The sequence below is a fragment of the Rhodococcus koreensis genome (assembly GCF_017068375.1).
Taxonomy (GTDB): domain Bacteria; phylum Actinomycetota; class Actinomycetes; order Mycobacteriales; family Mycobacteriaceae; genus Rhodococcus_F; species Rhodococcus_F koreensis.
This window is the reverse complement of sequence record NZ_CP070609.1, coordinates 5,590,547-5,606,070: the sequence shown is the minus strand read 5'-3', so window position 1 is coordinate 5,606,070 and position 15,524 is coordinate 5,590,547. Positions and strand designations below refer to the sequence as shown.

General features: G+C 67.4%; 14 protein-coding genes. 8 read left to right on the top strand and 6 right to left on the bottom strand.

Features of this window, described 5'->3' with window-relative positions; translation table 11 throughout:
- Window positions 1–29: 29 nt before the first annotated feature.
- On the bottom strand, window positions 30–3,305 hold the full coding sequence (locus JWS14_RS25740) for a protein kinase domain-containing protein (protein ID WP_206014721.1): 3,276 nt from the start codon (window positions 3,303–3,305) through the stop codon (window positions 30–32).
- 188 nt (window positions 3,306–3,493) lie between these two features.
- The gene (locus JWS14_RS25735; protein WP_072938795.1) at window positions 3,494–4,063 is read right to left on the bottom strand and encodes a TetR/AcrR family transcriptional regulator; all 570 of its coding nucleotides are present in this window, start codon (window positions 4,061–4,063) and stop codon (window positions 3,494–3,496) included.
- A 124-nt stretch (window positions 4,064–4,187) separates the two neighbouring features.
- Here JWS14_RS25735 and JWS14_RS25730 point away from each other — a divergent pair, with 124 nt between their 5' ends.
- From JWS14_RS25730 to JWS14_RS25720, 3 genes are all read left to right on the top strand, one after another.
- On the top strand, window positions 4,188–5,168 hold the full coding sequence (locus JWS14_RS25730; protein WP_206014720.1) for an SLAC1 family transporter: 981 nt from the start codon (window positions 4,188–4,190) through the stop codon (window positions 5,166–5,168).
- Window positions 5,169–5,282: 114 nt separating this feature from the next.
- Window positions 5,283–6,125, top strand: coding sequence for a substrate-binding domain-containing protein (locus JWS14_RS25725; protein WP_206014719.1), 843 nt, complete (start codon window positions 5,283–5,285; stop codon window positions 6,123–6,125).
- Window positions 6,122–6,577, top strand: a complete 456-nt coding sequence (locus tag JWS14_RS25720; protein ID WP_206014718.1) for an OsmC family protein — start codon at window positions 6,122–6,124, stop codon at window positions 6,575–6,577. The genes JWS14_RS25725 and JWS14_RS25720 overlap by 4 nt, the downstream gene beginning before the upstream one ends.
- An 11-nt stretch (window positions 6,578–6,588) precedes the next feature.
- On the opposite strand, the gene JWS14_RS25715 is transcribed toward JWS14_RS25720, so the two are convergent.
- A complete protein-coding gene (locus JWS14_RS25715) occupies window positions 6,589–7,779 on the bottom strand; it encodes a Fic family protein (protein ID WP_206014717.1) in 1,191 nt (396 codons plus the stop codon).
- 431 nt (window positions 7,780–8,210) lie between these two features.
- Between JWS14_RS25715 and JWS14_RS25710 the strand changes: the two genes are divergently transcribed.
- The 5 genes from JWS14_RS25710 (at window position 8,211) to JWS14_RS25690 (ending at window position 12,431) form a co-directional block, all read left to right on the top strand.
- Window positions 8,211–9,680, top strand: coding sequence for an aldehyde dehydrogenase (locus JWS14_RS25710; RefSeq protein WP_074933793.1), 1,470 nt, complete (start codon window positions 8,211–8,213; stop codon window positions 9,678–9,680).
- Between the two features lie 66 nt (window positions 9,681–9,746).
- Window positions 9,747–10,499, top strand: a complete 753-nt coding sequence (locus JWS14_RS25705; protein ID WP_072938818.1) for an SDR family oxidoreductase — start codon at window positions 9,747–9,749, stop codon at window positions 10,497–10,499.
- On the top strand, window positions 10,496–11,383 hold the full coding sequence (locus JWS14_RS25700; RefSeq protein WP_072938821.1) for an NAD(P)-dependent oxidoreductase: 888 nt from the start codon (window positions 10,496–10,498) through the stop codon (window positions 11,381–11,383). The genes JWS14_RS25705 and JWS14_RS25700 overlap by 4 nt, the downstream gene beginning before the upstream one ends.
- Window positions 11,380–11,772, top strand: a complete 393-nt coding sequence (locus JWS14_RS25695) for a carboxymuconolactone decarboxylase family protein (RefSeq protein WP_072938824.1) — start codon at window positions 11,380–11,382, stop codon at window positions 11,770–11,772. The genes JWS14_RS25700 and JWS14_RS25695 overlap by 4 nt, the downstream gene beginning before the upstream one ends.
- Complete coding sequence (locus tag JWS14_RS25690) at window positions 11,769–12,431, top strand: class I SAM-dependent methyltransferase (protein WP_095863209.1); 663 nt, start codon at window positions 11,769–11,771, stop codon at window positions 12,429–12,431. Before JWS14_RS25695 ends, JWS14_RS25690 begins: the two co-directional genes overlap by 4 nt.
- Here the strand turns inward: JWS14_RS25690 and JWS14_RS25685 are convergent.
- The 3 genes from JWS14_RS25685 to JWS14_RS25675 are packed head-to-tail and all read right to left on the bottom strand — an operon-like array spanning window position 12,407 to window position 15,473.
- Window positions 12,407–13,495 (bottom strand): prenyltransferase, encoded by a 1,089-nt coding sequence (locus JWS14_RS25685; protein ID WP_095863208.1) that lies wholly within the window; start codon window positions 13,493–13,495, stop codon window positions 12,407–12,409. The two genes, JWS14_RS25690 and JWS14_RS25685, sit on opposite strands and share 25 nt — an antisense overlap.
- Window positions 13,492–14,232: a class I SAM-dependent methyltransferase gene (locus JWS14_RS25680; protein ID WP_011597010.1), complete on the bottom strand. Its 741-nt coding sequence runs from the start codon at window positions 14,230–14,232 to the stop codon at window positions 13,492–13,494. The genes JWS14_RS25685 and JWS14_RS25680 overlap by 4 nt, the downstream gene beginning before the upstream one ends.
- Window positions 14,226–15,473, bottom strand: a complete 1,248-nt coding sequence (locus JWS14_RS25675; RefSeq protein WP_206014716.1) for a glycosyltransferase family 4 protein — start codon at window positions 15,471–15,473, stop codon at window positions 14,226–14,228. Before JWS14_RS25675 ends, JWS14_RS25680 begins: the two co-directional genes overlap by 7 nt.
- Between the last annotated feature and the right edge of the window lie 51 nt (window positions 15,474–15,524).

Below are 15,524 nucleotides of genomic sequence, written 5' to 3'. Positions count from 1 at the left end.
CCGTTCGACTAGAACGGACGTGCCTGCGTTCAGCCGCCGGTCTGCTCCACGACCCAGGCCGCGACCTGTGCTCGCGAGGTGAAGCCCAGTTTCGCCAAGATGTGCTCCACATGCCCCTGAGCGGTGCGCGGCGAGATCACCAGGCGGTCGGCGATGGCCTGATTGGTCAGCCCTTCGGCGATGAGGTCGGCGACTTGACGCTCCCTCTTGGTCAGACGCGTCGACGGGCCGGTGCCGTGCGCGGACGTGCCGGCCGGCTGTTCATGCAGGGCGTAGGCGATGGCCGCATCGAAGCCGAGCTGCTCACCTCTGCGGTGGGCAGCGTCGAACACCTTGCCTCCGAGTGCCTTCCGGCTCTTTTGTTTGCATTCTTCATGGTAGACAAGCAAATCGGAATAGATCACCGCAGCGCTTCCCACCGATCGCGCCAACCCTTCCGCTGCTCCGAGCAGCACCGCGGCCCTCGGTTCGTCGCGGAGCCCGCAGGCGATCCAGGCGAGTGCCTCGAGCCCCGACGCGGCGACGCGTGGGCCGTGCACCTGCCGGGTCAGCTCCAGCGACTGCTCGAGCACCCGGACCGCGCGATCGTCGTCGCCCTGTCGCCACACGGCAATCCCCAAGGCCCACAGCGAATGCGACCGATACATCTTCTCGCCGTGGTGTTCCGTGATCGCGAGAACACGCTCGAGGTATTCGATCGCCGGGTCCGTCAAGTCGCGGAGCCCGTACGCCAGCCCCAACGGGTACAGGACGGCGACTTCGAGCGTGCGATCGCCGCGTTCGGCGAACTCCGCGAGCGCCGTTTCCAGGTGCGAGGACGCAGATTCCAGTTCACCGCTGTAGAGGGCCAGCATGCCCTCGGCATAGGCAACGAGAGAGCGCATCATGGGATCGCTCGTGTGCGCGGAGAGAGTCCGAGCCTCCGCCACGAGTGCCGCCCCCGCCTGCAGGTCACCCTGCACATTGGCCATCATGCCGGCACGCTGGAGTGCCTTGACCCACTCGACTGTCGGCGGACCACTCTGCCGGGCGAGCAACTGCGCGAACCAGCGCCGCCCCTCGCCGTACAGACCCTGGGAGCCCCAGAACAGGAACAGTGCGGATGCGGTGCGCAGTGCTGCGGCGGGATCGTCGTCGGCACCGAATTCGAGGGCCTCCCGCAGGTTCGGTTGCTCGCGCTTCAACCTGCGGATCCAGTCCAACTGGTGGGCGCTGATCCACTCGGACTCCGCCTCGAGCGCCAGCGTCTCGTACCAATCACGGTGACGACGACGCAAAGTCACGGTCTCGCCGGTCTGCTCGAGCTTCTCGCAACCGTACTCGCGGAGGGTCTCGAGCATCCGGAACCGCACCACCGACCCGTGCCCCTCCCGGATCAGGATCGACTTCTCCACCAGGGAGGTCAGCGTGTCGAGCAATTCGTCCGGGCCCAGTCCGTCGCCGCACACCTGCTCGGCGGCATCGAGTTCGAAGCTCCCCGCGAAGACCGACAGCCGTCCCCACACCAATTGCTCACCGGCGGTGCATAATTCGAAACTCCAGTCCATGGACAACCGCAGGGTCTGCTGCCGCGTCGGCGCACCCCTGCTGCCGCGCGACAGCAGGGAATAGCGGTCGGTCAGACGGTGCAGGATCTGCTCGGGCGACATCGCCCGCAACCGAGCCGCGGCCAATTCGATCGGCAACGGCAACCCGTCGAGGCGATTACAGATCCCCGCCACCGCCGCCGCGTTGTCCTCCGTCAGCTCGAACCCGGGAACCGCGGCCGCGGCACGTTCGACGAACAACGACACCGCCTCGTATCTGCGCACACTCCGCAGGGACGGTTTCCGGTCAAGCTCCGGCACGGCCAGCGGCGGCACCCGCAACACCGCTTCCCCACCGATGACCAGGGGTTCGCGGCTGGTGGCCAGGATCCGCAGCGCCGGGCACACCCGCAACAGTGTCTCGGCCAGCTCCGCCACAGCGTCCACCAGGTGCTCACAGTTGTCGAGGACCAGCAGCAGTTCCCTGGAAGCGAGGAACTCGATCAACACCTCGCGTAGCGGCCGCGCCGAATGATCCCGCACACCCACCGCCGCGGCCACCGCGTCGACCAGCGAAGACTCCTCACGCACCTCGCCCAACTCGACCAGCCGCACGCCATCGCCGTAGTCCCGTTGCACCGCCGCGGCGACCCGCATCGCCAGCCGCGTCTTGCCGACCCCTCCGATCCCGGTCAACGTCACCAACCGCGACCCCGCGAGCAGATTCCTGGCCTCGGTGAGCTCGTTCCGGCGGCCGACGAAACTGGTGAGTTCCAGGGGGAGGTTCCGCCCGCCACTCCTCGCGGACGTACCGGTAGTGCCCGTGGATCGAAACCGGCCGGACACCGGCTGTCCGTCGTTCCCGTGCGCGTCGGATTCCATGCGGAGGGCCATGTCGTCGACCGGAAGACCGTGATCGACTTGGATCCGGCGCAGTTCCTCTCCGAAATCTGCCGCCGTCGCCGGACGTTCGCCGGGAGTACGGGACATCGCGCGCGCGATCGCGTCGGCCACGTCGTCGGGGATCCCGTGCTCCCGCAGGTCGGGCACGGGTTGCGTGGTGATCCTCAGGAACTGCGCGACCACCTGTTCCCCACTGCCGCGTTCGAACGCGGCATGACCGGTGAGAGCGCTGAACAGCGTGGCCCCGAGACCGTAGACGTCCGCGGCCGGGCTCGGCGGATCGCCCTCGAGGACCTCCGGTGCCGTATAGGCCGGCGACCCGGTGACGACACCGGTCGCGGTCTCGAAACCGCCGGAGATGTGCGCGATGCCAAAATCGGTCAGCGCCGGCTCGCCGTAATCGGTGAGCAGAATATTGGCGGGTTTCACGTCCCGGTGCAGGATCCCGAGCCGATGCGCGGTCTCGACCGCACCCGCCATCTTCACCCCCAGCCGCAATACTCTGTCCAGTTCGAGAGGGCCGTCCCGACGAACCCGGACCTCCAGCGAGTCCTGCGGGTGATACGGCATCACAATGTAGGGAAGGCCGCTGTCGGTGGCGCCGACCTGCAATACGCCGACGATGTTCGGGTGCCCGGTCAGCCGGCCCATCGCCCTCTGCTCCCGGAAGAACCGGGCCCGGTTCTCCTCGTCGAGATCGACGGTGAGCACCTTCACCGCGACCGTGCGATCCAGGTCCGCCTGAATGCAGCGGTACACCACCCCGAAGCCGCCGCGCCCGATCTCCCGGGCGTCGTCGAAACCCGCCGCACTCAGCTCCGAAGCCACGACGGGGACGACGTGCCGCTGCGTGTCGAGCGGATCGGCTTCACCCATCGGACGGTCTACTCACCCCGTCGGCTCATGGTCCCGAACACCGGTCCCGACGGCACGACCAGTGCAAGAACAATCGTGGGCTCCTCAGCCCTCGGTAGCGTGCATTCCAGGATATAGCCGCAGACCCTGCGCGCGGGAGCATCTGAACGTCGCCGACTCGAGTTCCGGACACCCCGGTCTTGCGCAGATCACAGTCCGCCGACGCACCCCGCGACGACGGTCGCACACGCCTCGGGTCGGCCACCTGATTTCACGAGCACGCTGAGTCCGATCACCGACGCGAGCAATTGACGCGCCGCAATGTCGGCAGGCCGGTCCGCTCCGAACTCCCCGGACTGCTGCCCCTGCTCGATCGCGTCCCTGAAGATGCCTTCGATCCGGGCGAACAGCTCGTCCGCGATGCGGTTCACCTCGTCGTCGACGGTGCCGAGCTCGGCCGCGGCATTGACCATGACGCACCCACGCCGGTGCTCGCCGACCCCGGCGAGTACCGCCATCGCCGTCTCGAGGCGGGGCCCGACCGGGCCGGGCGCGGCGAACAGATCGGCGAGGTATTCGAGCCGCATCGCGGTGTAACGCCGAAGCGCTCGCAGGAACAAGTCGTGCTTGCTCCCGAATGTGTTGTACAGGCTGCCCTTGCCGATCCCCATCTGACCGGCGAGTTCCTGGGGCGTCGTCGCGGCGTACCCCTGAAGCCAGAACAGGTCCATCGCCTTGTCGATCGCCGCATCCGTCTCGAACAGCCTCGGTCTAGCCACCGAAGTAGGTTACTCGCGATCGCTATTTGACCTCAAGGTCAAATAGCAATACGGTGACCCTCGCCCATATTAGACCTCTAGGTCAATAACGGAGTACGCCGTTTCGAGAAGGAAGGCATTTTCCTTGTCCAATCACCGCCCGAGCACTGCCCGTGAGTCACGCGTCCGCGCCCACCGACCGTTGAACCTGTTCGCGATCCCTCTGGGTCTCGCCGGACTGGCCCAGACCTGGTCGGTCGCCACGACCGCGCTCGGCACTCCGTTCGCGCTGACCCAGGCGTTCTGGCTGCTCGCAGCGCTCGCCTGGATCTGGACCGCCACCGCACACACGCATCGCGCCAGGCGCGCGGACCACGGGATTTCGCAACAGCTCACACACTTCGTCCACGGCCCACTCGCGGCGCTACTTCCAATCTCGGCGATGCTGCTCGGAGCAAACCTGCACCGCACATTTCCGATCGCCGGCACGGCTCTGACCCTGCTCGCCATCACGGCCGGGGCGGTATTCGGCGCATGGATGTTGAGCTTCTGGATGAGCGGAGAGATGGCGCTCGAATCCGTGCACGGCGGCTACTACCTCCCCCTCAGCGCAGCCGGCCTCGTCGGTGCGCTTGCCGCAGCCCAAATCGGTCTCGACTGGCTCGCCGTCGGAAGCTTCGCGGTCGGCCTGTTCTTCTGGGTGATCATTTCCGTGTTCTTGTTCCTCAGACTCGCGCTGCGCCCCACCATGCCCGCGCCCCTGACCCCGACACTCGCGATCATGATCGCTCCGCCGGCAGTCGGCTCGGCAGCATGGCTGACCATCTCGAACGGGCGACCCGACGCCCTGTTCGTGGCGCTCACCGCCGTCACGGCGTTCATGGTCATGGTCCAGGCGCCCTTGCTGACGCGCTACCGCGCCCTGACGTTCTCGCACGGCTTCTGGTCGTTCACCTTTCCGGTGGCGAGTGTCGTCGCCCTCACCATCACGTGGCTTCACCTCGTACAGCCACGTGCCTGGCAGCCCCTCACGGCCGGACTGCTCGGCGCCGCGACTCTCCTCGTGGTGACGATCGCGACGAAATCGATCCTGTTGACCTACAAGAGCGCTCAGAAGATTCGATGAGGGGTGCTTGACAGATTCCGGCGCGGATCATATGTTCGGCGTGTTCCAAATATCGTATCGGCTTCAGCATAATGAACACAGCGGCTGACCGAACTCGCCGAGTAAGGAACGGGAATGATTCTGCTGGGGTATCGCGATCACAACGTCCACGAACTGGTGTGCCACGAGATCGCCGCGCGAGCGGGCTACTACGACCGTCTGGGCATCGACGTGAAAGCGGTGTCCGGCCCAGACCATCCGGAGGCCGCCCTGTCTGCTGGGCTCGGCGGATCTCTGGTCGAAACCCTTCGGGGGCAACGTCGTTGGAAAGTTGCGCTCGTCCACACCCTCCACCCGCTGTTCTGGATCTGGACGCGAAAGGGTGACACACGATCAGCCGGGCCGACCGTCGTGGCCGGCCACCCGGAGGGATCGATCGTGTGCGCATTCACCCAGCGGATGCTGAGTTATCGCTGGGCAGGCCACGGCACCCCGTCGATGCTGCGCTTCCCCGCAGGAAGCGCAGGCGATCGGCAGCGACTGGAGGCACTGAGATCCGGAGAAGCCGACGCCGCGGTTCTGGGCTCCGCATTCGCTCCCGGCACCCTGTCACGGCTCGGGCTCGCCGAATCGTTGTTCTTCGGCGTCGCCCTGAGGTTCCCCACCGCAGGTGTCGCAGTCGACGTGGACAAGATCGGAATCGACCATCCGTCGGTACGAAAGGTCGTCGCCGCACAGACGGCGGCGATCGCCAAGGTCAGGAGCAGAGATCCTGTGGCGCTCGACGCCGTGGCGTCGCTGCTCCACGACGACAGCGGGACAGATGCGCAGCGCTTGCTGGCGGACTACCTGTCCCCTCAGTACGGTCCCGATCCACGTGACGTCCGAGCTGCCGGTGCGGATGCGATCGAATGGCTTGCAGACGTGTTGAATACAGGCGGGAACACCGCCGCAGAATTCTATGAGGCGGTTCGATGACTACTTCTCGACGTGAGCAACTGGTCGTGCACGCGCTGCCCGGAACCCACGGCACGACGGTCACCGCGCGCAGGCACGAGTTGACGATCGACGAAACCCAGCAGTACGGCGGGCACGATTCCGGCGCAAACCCGGTGGAGCACATGCTCGCCGGCATCGCGGCCGCCTCACTCGTGGTGCTTCGGCTCCTCGGCGAGGTTGCGATCGCCGAGTCCGCCGCGCTCACCGTGTCCGCGACCTTGAACGTCGATCGCGTCATGGGCACCGACGACGGCGCCGTCATCGAACTGATCCGGCTGGACTGGGAAGTGGCGAACGCTGCACACGCCGAGCGCCTGCGCGCCGCGCTTCCCGACCTCGCGACTCGCCGACCCGGACAGGCGCTGATCGACGCCGCAGCCGCCGTCACGGAAGAGGTATCGGTCCGCGCACCGGCGACCGCGGGCGTGTGACTGCCCGTCGGTTACGGGTGCTCGGTGGTGCGTCTGCCGATCGTGGTGGTCAGGGCGTCGAGTTCGGCGAGCACACCGGTGGCGGCCCAGATCTGGTTGCGCTTGCTCTCGGACAGCACCTCGAGCACCCCGGCCGCGGTGAGCCGGCCCAAGGCGCGGTATGTGCTGGCATCGGTGGTGCCGGTGATCCGCTGGGCGGTGTCGGCGCTGAAGATCGGCATGTCCAGGAGGGCGTCGATAATCTTCTCGTCGGCGGAATTGCTGCGCGGCCGCGCGATATCCCGCCAATAGCTGGGGAGTTCGGCCAGGGCGCGGGCAGAGTCCTGAGCGGCCTCGCTGGAGACGATCGCCGCGCGGGCGACGTACTCGACGAACTCGTCGGCCTCACCCGCACGGTAGCGGGTCAGCTGGTCGAAGTAGCGGCGCGTGTCCGCGAGCATCACCGGCGCCAACGGGACAGTGACGCGGCGCGTCAGGCCGCGGCGTCGAAGAATCGCGCTGATCAGGGCTCGGCCGATGCGGCCGTTGCCGTCGATGAACGGATGGATGGACTCGAACTGGGCGTGCGCGATCGCCGCTTGCGCGAGAATCGGCAGATCGGTGCGCTTCGCGAATTCCACTAGATCGGCCATCAGATCGTCAACCAGTTCCGGCGGCGGCGGCACGTAAAGCGCGTCGATCGGGGTGTAATCGCTGCCACCGACCCAGTGCTGCACGTCGCGGACCTTGCCGGAGTCGCGGGCGGTGTAGTAGTCCGGTGCCATCAACAGCCGGTGCGCACTCAGCAGAGTCTCGAGCGTGATCGGGCCACCGCCGGCGGCGTCGACCATCACAATCAATGCCTTGACCGCGGCGAGCTGAGACTTGGCCTCCTCATTCGCCTTACCGCCGGCCAGCGCCTTGCCGAACGCCCGCCAGCCCGCATCGATGTGCTCGATCTTCGACGACGCCACCGACTCGCTGCGCAGCAGAAAATCCGACAGCGGCACCAGGTGCTCGCCGAAACCAGCTTCGAGGCGGGCAACGGAGATGACCGCCTCCTCGTGCACGCGAGCGACAGCACCGACCAGGTCGCAGTGGAGGGAACCGATCATCGGCGGAATCGAAACGTCGACCGACTCCAGAGTGCGGTCGGCGCGCGAACCCTGCCGATGACGCGGGTTCCACTCTCGAGACTCTCTTCGATGCGGCGGCCAGATCACAACAATCTCCTCGTTCGAGGACGAACGTAAGATAACGGCTACCTTAACTTACTTTTAGCACCTCAAACGTAGTTATAGACATCGTTGGTATATCGAGCATCCTCGTAAGCCGGGTGATGCCGCACCCACCAGCTCCGCCAGTTCGTCGAGCGACCACGGCGGCTCTGTCGCGTGGCCGCGGTAGGCCAGCAGTGTCGGAGTCGGTCGGTCGAATCTACCGACGAAGCAAACTGATCCGGCGAAGATTCGCCCGGTGATGCCTGTGGCGAGGTCGCCGGCTCCCCACCCTTCCAGTCGCCTTTTCGCGCGCGCCGTCCTCGCACCTCCGGGAACTCGTCATTGCGGCATCCAGTTGTTCAAACTATAGTCCAGACACATGTCCAGTTTTCAGAGATCGCTGTGACACTTACCCGACTCGGAAGCGAAAATCGATGACTCTGCGCCCCACCGACAGCTCTGCTCTCCTGATCGACGGCAAACTGATTCCCGGTTCCGGCGGCACGTTCGAGGTGATCAACCCGGCCACCGAGGAAGTGCTGGGACGGGCCGCCGACGCAACCGACTCCGACATGGACGCCGCGATCGCCGCGGCCCGGCGAGCCTTCGACCACACCACGTGGTCCCGCGACCACGGCTTCCGCGCCCGCTGCCTGCGACAGCTGCGCGACGTACTGCAATCCCACATCGAGGAACTGCGCGACCTCACCATCGCGGAGGTCGGCGCCCCCGCCTTCCTCACCAGCGGACCGCAGCTCGAGGGCCCGGTCGCCGACCTCGGCTACTTCGCAGACCTCGCCGAAAGCTATTCCTGGGAACAGGATCTGGGCGTCGCCGAACCGATGGGCATCAGGACCCGCCGACGTGTCCTCAAGGAGGCCGTCGGGGTGGTCGGGGCCATCACACCGTGGAACTTCCCGCACCAGATCAACTTCGCCAAGATCGGCCCCGCGCTGGCGGCCGGCAACACGGTGGTGCTCAAACCCGCACCCGACACTCCCTGGTGCGCCGCCCTCGTCGGACACCTCATCGCTGAGGAGACCGATCTTCCGGCCGGTGTCGTCAACATCGTCACGTCGAGCGACCATGCCCTCGGCGCACAGCTCGCCACCGACCCCCGAGTCGACCTCGTATCGTTCACCGGTTCGAGCACCACGGGGAAAGCCGTCATGGCGGCGGCGTCCGAATCGTTGAAGAAGGTGTTCCTCGAACTCGGCGGCAAATCCGCGTTCATCGTGCTCGACGACGCCGACCTCGCCGGGGCGTGCGGGGTCGCCGCGTTCACCGTCTCCACCCACGCGGGACAGGGTTGCGCCATCACCACCCGGCTGCTCGTGCCCCGCGAGAAGTACGACCAGGCAGTCGAGGCGACGGCCCGCACACTCGGCGGACTGAGCGCAGGCGATCCTGCGAAACCCGGCACCATCTGCGGGCCGCTCATTTCCGCCCGGCAACGTGCCCGGGTCGAGGAGTACCTGCGACTCGCCCGGGAGGAGGGCGGCACGATCGTGGTCGGTGGCGGCCGCCCGGCCGATCGGGACCGCGGGTTCTTCGTCGAACCCACCTTGATCAGCGGCCTCGACAACACCGCGCGGGTGGCCCGGGAAGAGATCTTCGGACCGGTGCTGGTGATCATTCCGCACGACGGCGACGAGGACGCGATCAGCATCGCCAACGATTCGCCCTACGGGTTGTCCGGATCGGTGTGGGGCACGGATCCCGCACGGGTGCAGCGCGTGGTCGACGGCGTGCGCACGGGCACGCTCAGCGTCAACGGCGGCGTCTGGTATTCCGCCGACGCCCCGTTCGGCGGTTACAAGCAGTCCGGAATCGGCCGCGAGATGGGTGTGGCCGGTTTCGAGGAATACCTGGAAACCAAGCTGGTCGCGGAGCCGGCCCGATAATACGCCGGCGAGCCGGCCCGATAATACGCCGGCGAGCCGGCCCGATAATGCAGGGAGTCAATCGATATGGGACGTTTCGACGGTAAGACGGCCATCGTCACCGGCGCCGCACAGGGCATCGGCGAGGGGTACGCGCGTGCTCTTGCCCGCGAGGGCGCCAACGTGGTGGTGGCCGACCTCAACGCGGAACTCGGCGAGACCGTGGCCAAGCAGATCGCCGCCGACGGCGGGACCGCGGTGTTCAAGGACGTCGACGTCGCCGACGAGGCTTCGGCGCAGGAACTCGCGGCGTTCACCGTCGAGAAGTTCGGCGGCATCGATCATCTGGTGAACAACGCCGCGATCTACGGCGCCATGAAACTCGACCTGCTGATCACCGTGCCGTGGGACTACTACAAGAAGTTCATGGCCGTGAACTTCGACGGCGCCCTCAACGTGACGCGGGCCGTGTGGCCGGCGATGAACGAGCGCGGGGGCGGCTCCATCGTCAATCAGTCGTCGACGGCGGCGTGGCTGTACTCCGGCTTCTACGGGCTCGCGAAAGTCGGGATCAACGGACTCACCCAGCAGTTGGCCCACGAGGTGGGCGGCATGAACATCCGGGTCAACGCCATCGCGCCCGGACCGATCGATACCGAAGCCACCCGCACCGTGACACCGGGAAATATGGTGGCAGACATGGTCAAGACATTGCCACTGAAGCGGATGGGCACCCCCGACGACCTCGTCGGCGCCTGCCTGTTCCTGTTGTCCGACGAGGCGAGCTGGATCACCGGGCAGATCTTCAACGTCGATGGCGGACAGATCTTCCGATCATGACCACGACCGAGCAGGTGTCCGTCGGCTACATCGGCCTCGGCAACATGGGTGCGCCCATGGCCAAGCGGCTGCTGGCCCGGCCCGGCGGACTCATCGTGTGCGACACCCGGCCGGAGGCGCTGGAACCGTTCGGCAAGGCGGGCGCGAAGGTGACGTCGAGTCCGCGGGAGGTGGCAGAGAACGCGGACGTCATCTCCGTGACCGTGCTCAACGACGAGCAGGTGCGCGCAGTGGTCACCCAGATCCTCGAGGCCGCGCGGCCGGGCACCGTCGTGGCGGTGCACTCCACCATCAGCGACGTCACCGCCGTCGAGTTGGCCGACCGTTGCCGCGCGCACGGCGTCGATCTGATCGACGCGCCAGTCAGCGGCGGCGCACCCGGCGCGTACAAGGGGAAGCTGGCTGTGATGGTCGGAGCGAGCGAAGACGCGTTCGAGAAGGTGCGGGAGCCGTTCGGGCACTGGGCCGAACTGGTCGTGCACGCCGGAGACGTGGGCGCGGGCACGCGGATGAAGCTGGCCCGCAACCTGTTGCACTTCGTCTCGTTCACCGCCGCCGCTGAGGCGCAGCGGCTCGCCGAGGCCGCCGGTCTCGACATCACCGAACTCGGGAAGGTGGTGCGGCACACCGACGCGATCACCGGTGGCGCGGGCGCGATCATGCTCCGCGACACCACCGACGCTCTCGACGAGAACGACAACTGGTACCCGATCATGTCCCACGTCCGGGACCTCGGGGAGAAGGACCTGTCGCTGGCGATCGGGCTCGCCGAACGACTCGACGTCGCGCTGCCGCTCGCCCGGCTCGCGCTCTCGGGCCTGGGTCCGGGACTCGGCGTCGACAGCACCGTGGACAAGATCGTGGACAAGGAGGAGCAACCATGACCGACGACACCCGCACCCGTGGCCTGGCCATGATGGAGCAGGTCTACGGGTTCGAGATGCAGGACGGGCCCGGCGCGCATTTCGCCGTGACCGCCGACCACCTGTTCGCCGACATCTGGTCGCGGCCCGGGCTGAGCATCCGCGACCGCCGGCTTCTGCTCCTCGGGGCGCTCACCGCGCAGGGACTCGTCGACGTCGCCGAGATCCAGGTGGGGGCGGCCCTGCACAACGAGGAGCTGGACGAGGACCAACTCCGGGAGATCGCCCTGTTCCTGTGCCACTACGTGGGCTGGCCGTTGGGGACGAAACTCGACGCGATGATCGGCGGGGTGCTACACAAGCGGAAGAAAGCGGCCAGAGCGGCCGCCCCGGACGCAGAGGCCACATGAGCACCGAACATCTGACACCAGAGCTACTTCGACTCGCCGACTCCGTCCCCGGCTTCATGCCGGAGGACGAGGGGACGGCCCTGCACGAGGCCGCGATGCAGTACCTGACTCCCGGTGGGCTGGGCGTCGAGATCGGCACGTACTGCGGCCGCTCCACGATCTACCTCGGGGCGGCGGCCAGGGCGCGCGGCGCCCGCGTCGTCACCGTCGATCACCATCACGGTTCCGAGGAGCACCAGCCGGGCTGGGAGTATCACGAACCGGCGTTCGTCGACCCGCACACCGGTCTGCTCGACACAGTCGGCCGGTTCCGGCACACGATGGCGGATTCGGGGCTCGAGGAGTACGTGGTGGCGGTGCTGGGCCGGTCGTCGACGGTGGCGACGTTCTGGCGCACCCCCGTCGACTTCGTGTTCATCGACGGCGGCCACACGTCGGAGGCGGCGTCGGCGGATCTCGAGGGGTGGGCGCCGTGGGTGAACGTGGGCAGCGCCCTGGTGATCCACGACGTGTTTCCGGACCCCGCGGACGGTGGTCGGCCGCCGTTCGAGATCTACGAACGTGCCCTGGCGACAGGGCAATTCAAGGAGACGTCCGTCACCGGGTCGCTGCGCGTTCTCGAGCGGGTGGGCGGTCAGACCGGCGAACCGCTGGCGTGACAGTAGTCGCCGCAGCGGTCGAGACCGATCGGTAGTCCCACGGGCAGCGCCGCGTCCCGGAAGATTCCGTGTCCGGGCGTGGTGCGGGACAACGCGTCCGCAGCGAGGATCATCGCCCCGCCCGTCCACGTGGTCTGCTCGACCGGCCACCGCTTGCCGTCGCTGTAGACGAGGCCGGTCCAGTACGAGCCGTCCGGATCCCGCAGGTGCTGCATGGCGGTGAATTGCGCGAGCGCGCGGGCGTGCTCCCCCATCGCGTCGAGCGCCAGCACCAGTTCGCACGTTTCGGCGCCGGTCACCCACGGCCGGTGGTCCACGCAGCGGATGCCGAGTCCCTCGACCACGAAGTCGTCCCACCGCGAATCGATGCGATCCGACGCGGCCTCACCGCGGACGGCGCCCCCGAGGATCGGGTAGTACCAGTCCATGGAGTACTCGTCCTTGATCGCGAACGACTCCGGGTGCTGCCTGATCGCATGGCCCAGCGTGTATTTCGCGAACTCCCATTCCGGCTGCGGGTCGTCGACCAGCCGGGCGAGGAGCAGCCCGCAGTGCAGGCTGTGATGAATGCTGGAGTTCCCCGTCAGCAGCGCCTCGGGGCAGTCCTGACCGTTCTGACCGCGGGCCCACCAGATTTCGCCGCTCGACGACTGCATGTCGACGACGAGATCGAGACCGCCCTGCACCGACGGCCACAGGGTGTCGACGAAATTGCGGTCACCGGTGATCAGGTAGTGGTGCCACACCCCCACCGCGAGGTACGCGCAGAAGTTGCTGTCGGAATCGTGATTCTCCACGGTTCCGTCGCGGAACTTCATGGGCCACGACCCGTCCGGGCGTTGCGTCCGCCGCGACCACTCGTACGCGCCCTCCGCCTCCTCGATCAGGCCGGCCGCGGTGAGCGCCATGGCGGATTCGACGTGATCCCACGGGTCGGTGTGCCCACCGGCAAACCACGGCAGCGCCCCCGACGACTCCTGCGCTGCCGCGATCGACCGTGCCGTCAGCCGGACCTGGCTCTCCGACAGCACGTTCGGCACCGACGGGACGCCGGCGGCTCTCACCGCGGCGCCTTCACCACGCTCGGTTCCCTCGGCTTCTCGAGGTAGAACACGACGCTCTTGCCGACCACCGGGTTGAGGACCTTCTCGGCGGTCCGGGTGAGCCAGGGGGCTTTCATCATGTCCCACACCAGAACCTGGTGGTACGCCTTCGCGAGGGGATTGTCGTTGTTCTCCACCCCGACCGCGCACTTGAGCCACCAGTACGGGGAATGCAGGGCATGCGCGTGGTCCCGGCCCCGCACCTCCAGCCCGGCGGCGGTGAGCTTCTCTGCCAGTTCGTCGGCGCGGTAGATGCGGACGTGACCGCCCTCCACCTCGTGGTACGCGTCGGACAGCGCCCAGCAGATCTTCTCCGGCAGCCACCGCGGAACCGTCACCGCCGCAACACCACCCGGCTTGAGGATGCGGGTCAGTTCGGCGATGGCACGGCCGTCGCGGGGCACGTGTTCGAGGACCTCGGAGATGAGGACGACGTCGAACGTCGCATCCTCGTACGGGAGGTTCAGCGCGTCGCCGACCTCCACCCGAGCCGACGCGCCTGCGGGGACCTCACCGACCTCGGCCATCGCCACGAACATCTTCTCGACGTCCGCGAGTTCGTCGGCGTTCTGGTCGAAGGCGATGACGTCGGCGCCGCGTCGATACAGCTCGAACGAGTGCCGTCCGGCGCCCGCCCCGATGTCGATCACCTTGTCGCCGGGCTTCACACCCAGCCGGTCGAAGTCCACGGTCAGCACGGTCGGCCTCCTTCACGGGTCTGCGCTATCGCTTCGGCATAGGTCTGCGCGGTTCTCGCGGCCACGGCGGCCCAGCTGTAGCGCTCGAGGACGCGACGGCGGCCACCGTCGCCGAGCCGGGCGCGGCGCTGCGGGTCGTCGAGCAACGCACCCAGCACGTCCGCGAGTTCCTGCGGGTCGCCGGGCGTCACGAGCACACCCGCCTCCTCATCCGTTCCCACCACCTCGGGAATGGCGCCTGCGCGGCTCGCGACCAGTGGGGTACCGCACGCCATCGCCTCGACGGCAGGCAGCGAGAAGCCTTCGTACAGCGACGGCACGCACGCGACGTCGGCGGACGCCAGCAGCGCGGCCAGTTCGGCGTCGTCGATGCCCGACACCGTCCGGACGACGTCACCGATGGCCAATTCCTCGATGAGCTTCTCCGTGACTCCGCCGGGTGCCAGCTTGGTGACCAGCACCAGTTCGACGGCGCGCTCGGTGTGCACCTTCGCGACCGCTTCGAGGAGCGTCGACACCCCCTTGAGTGGCATGTCGGCGCTGGCGACGCACACGATGCGGCCCGGCACCCGCGCGGCGGACGGGAGCCGGAACACCTCGGTGTCCACCCCCAGCGGGACGGTCCGCAGGTTCGCGGCGGGAACGTCGAACGCGGCACCGATGTCGTCGGCGGACGACTGCGACACCGTCAGCAGCGCGGGGATGGCGCGCGCCACCCGTTTCTGCATGCGCAGGAAGCCGTACCAGCGGCGGACCGTCAGCTTGCGCCACCACTTCGCCGACGCCAGGTCCAGCTCGCGGTCGCGGGTGATCGGGTGGTGGATGGTGGCGACGACGGGGAGCCCGGCCTTCTGGAGTTGCAGCAGCCCGTAGCCGAGGCACTGGTTGTCGTGCACCACGTCGAACTCGTCGGCCCGCTCCTTCAGCAGTCGCGCGGCGCGGAGGCTGAACGTGAGCGGCTCCGGGAAACCGGCCGTCCACATGGTCGCGACCTCGAGCACGTCGACGGCGTCGCGGAACTCGCGGGGATGCGGCGTTCTGAACGGATCCGGCTCGCGGTACAGATCGAGGCTGGGGACCTTCGTCAGCGTCACCCGGGGGTCGACGTCCGGGTACGGCTGGCCCGAGAACACCTCCACCTGATGGCCGAGTTCGACCAGCTCACGGCTGAGATGGCGGACGTACACACCCTGCCCACCGCAGTGGGGCTTGCTTCGGTACGACAAGAGTGCGATGCGCACGGACTTCGGCCTCTCCTCGAGCAACTGGCAAGCAATACTAGAACACGTTCC

Excerpts from the sequence above, each read along its gene's own strand:
- JWS14_RS25740 (WP_206014721.1), bottom strand. The coding sequence starts at position 3,305 with ATGGGTGAAGCCGATCCGCTCGACACGCAGCGGCACGTCGTCCCCGTC.
- JWS14_RS25725 (WP_206014719.1), top strand. The coding sequence starts at position 5,283 with ATGATTCTGCTGGGGTATCGCGATCACAACGTCCACGAACTGGTGTGC.
- JWS14_RS25720 (WP_206014718.1), top strand. The coding sequence starts at position 6,122 with ATGACTACTTCTCGACGTGAGCAACTGGTCGTGCACGCGCTGCCCGGA.
- JWS14_RS25710 (WP_074933793.1), top strand. The coding sequence starts at position 8,211 with ATGACTCTGCGCCCCACCGACAGCTCTGCTCTCCTGATCGACGGCAAA.
- JWS14_RS25705 (WP_072938818.1), top strand. The coding sequence starts at position 9,747 with ATGGGACGTTTCGACGGTAAGACGGCCATCGTCACCGGCGCCGCACAG.
- JWS14_RS25700 (WP_072938821.1), top strand. The coding sequence starts at position 10,496 with ATGACCACGACCGAGCAGGTGTCCGTCGGCTACATCGGCCTCGGCAAC.
- JWS14_RS25695 (WP_072938824.1), top strand. The coding sequence starts at position 11,380 with ATGACCGACGACACCCGCACCCGTGGCCTGGCCATGATGGAGCAGGTC.
- JWS14_RS25690 (WP_095863209.1), top strand. The coding sequence starts at position 11,769 with ATGAGCACCGAACATCTGACACCAGAGCTACTTCGACTCGCCGACTCC.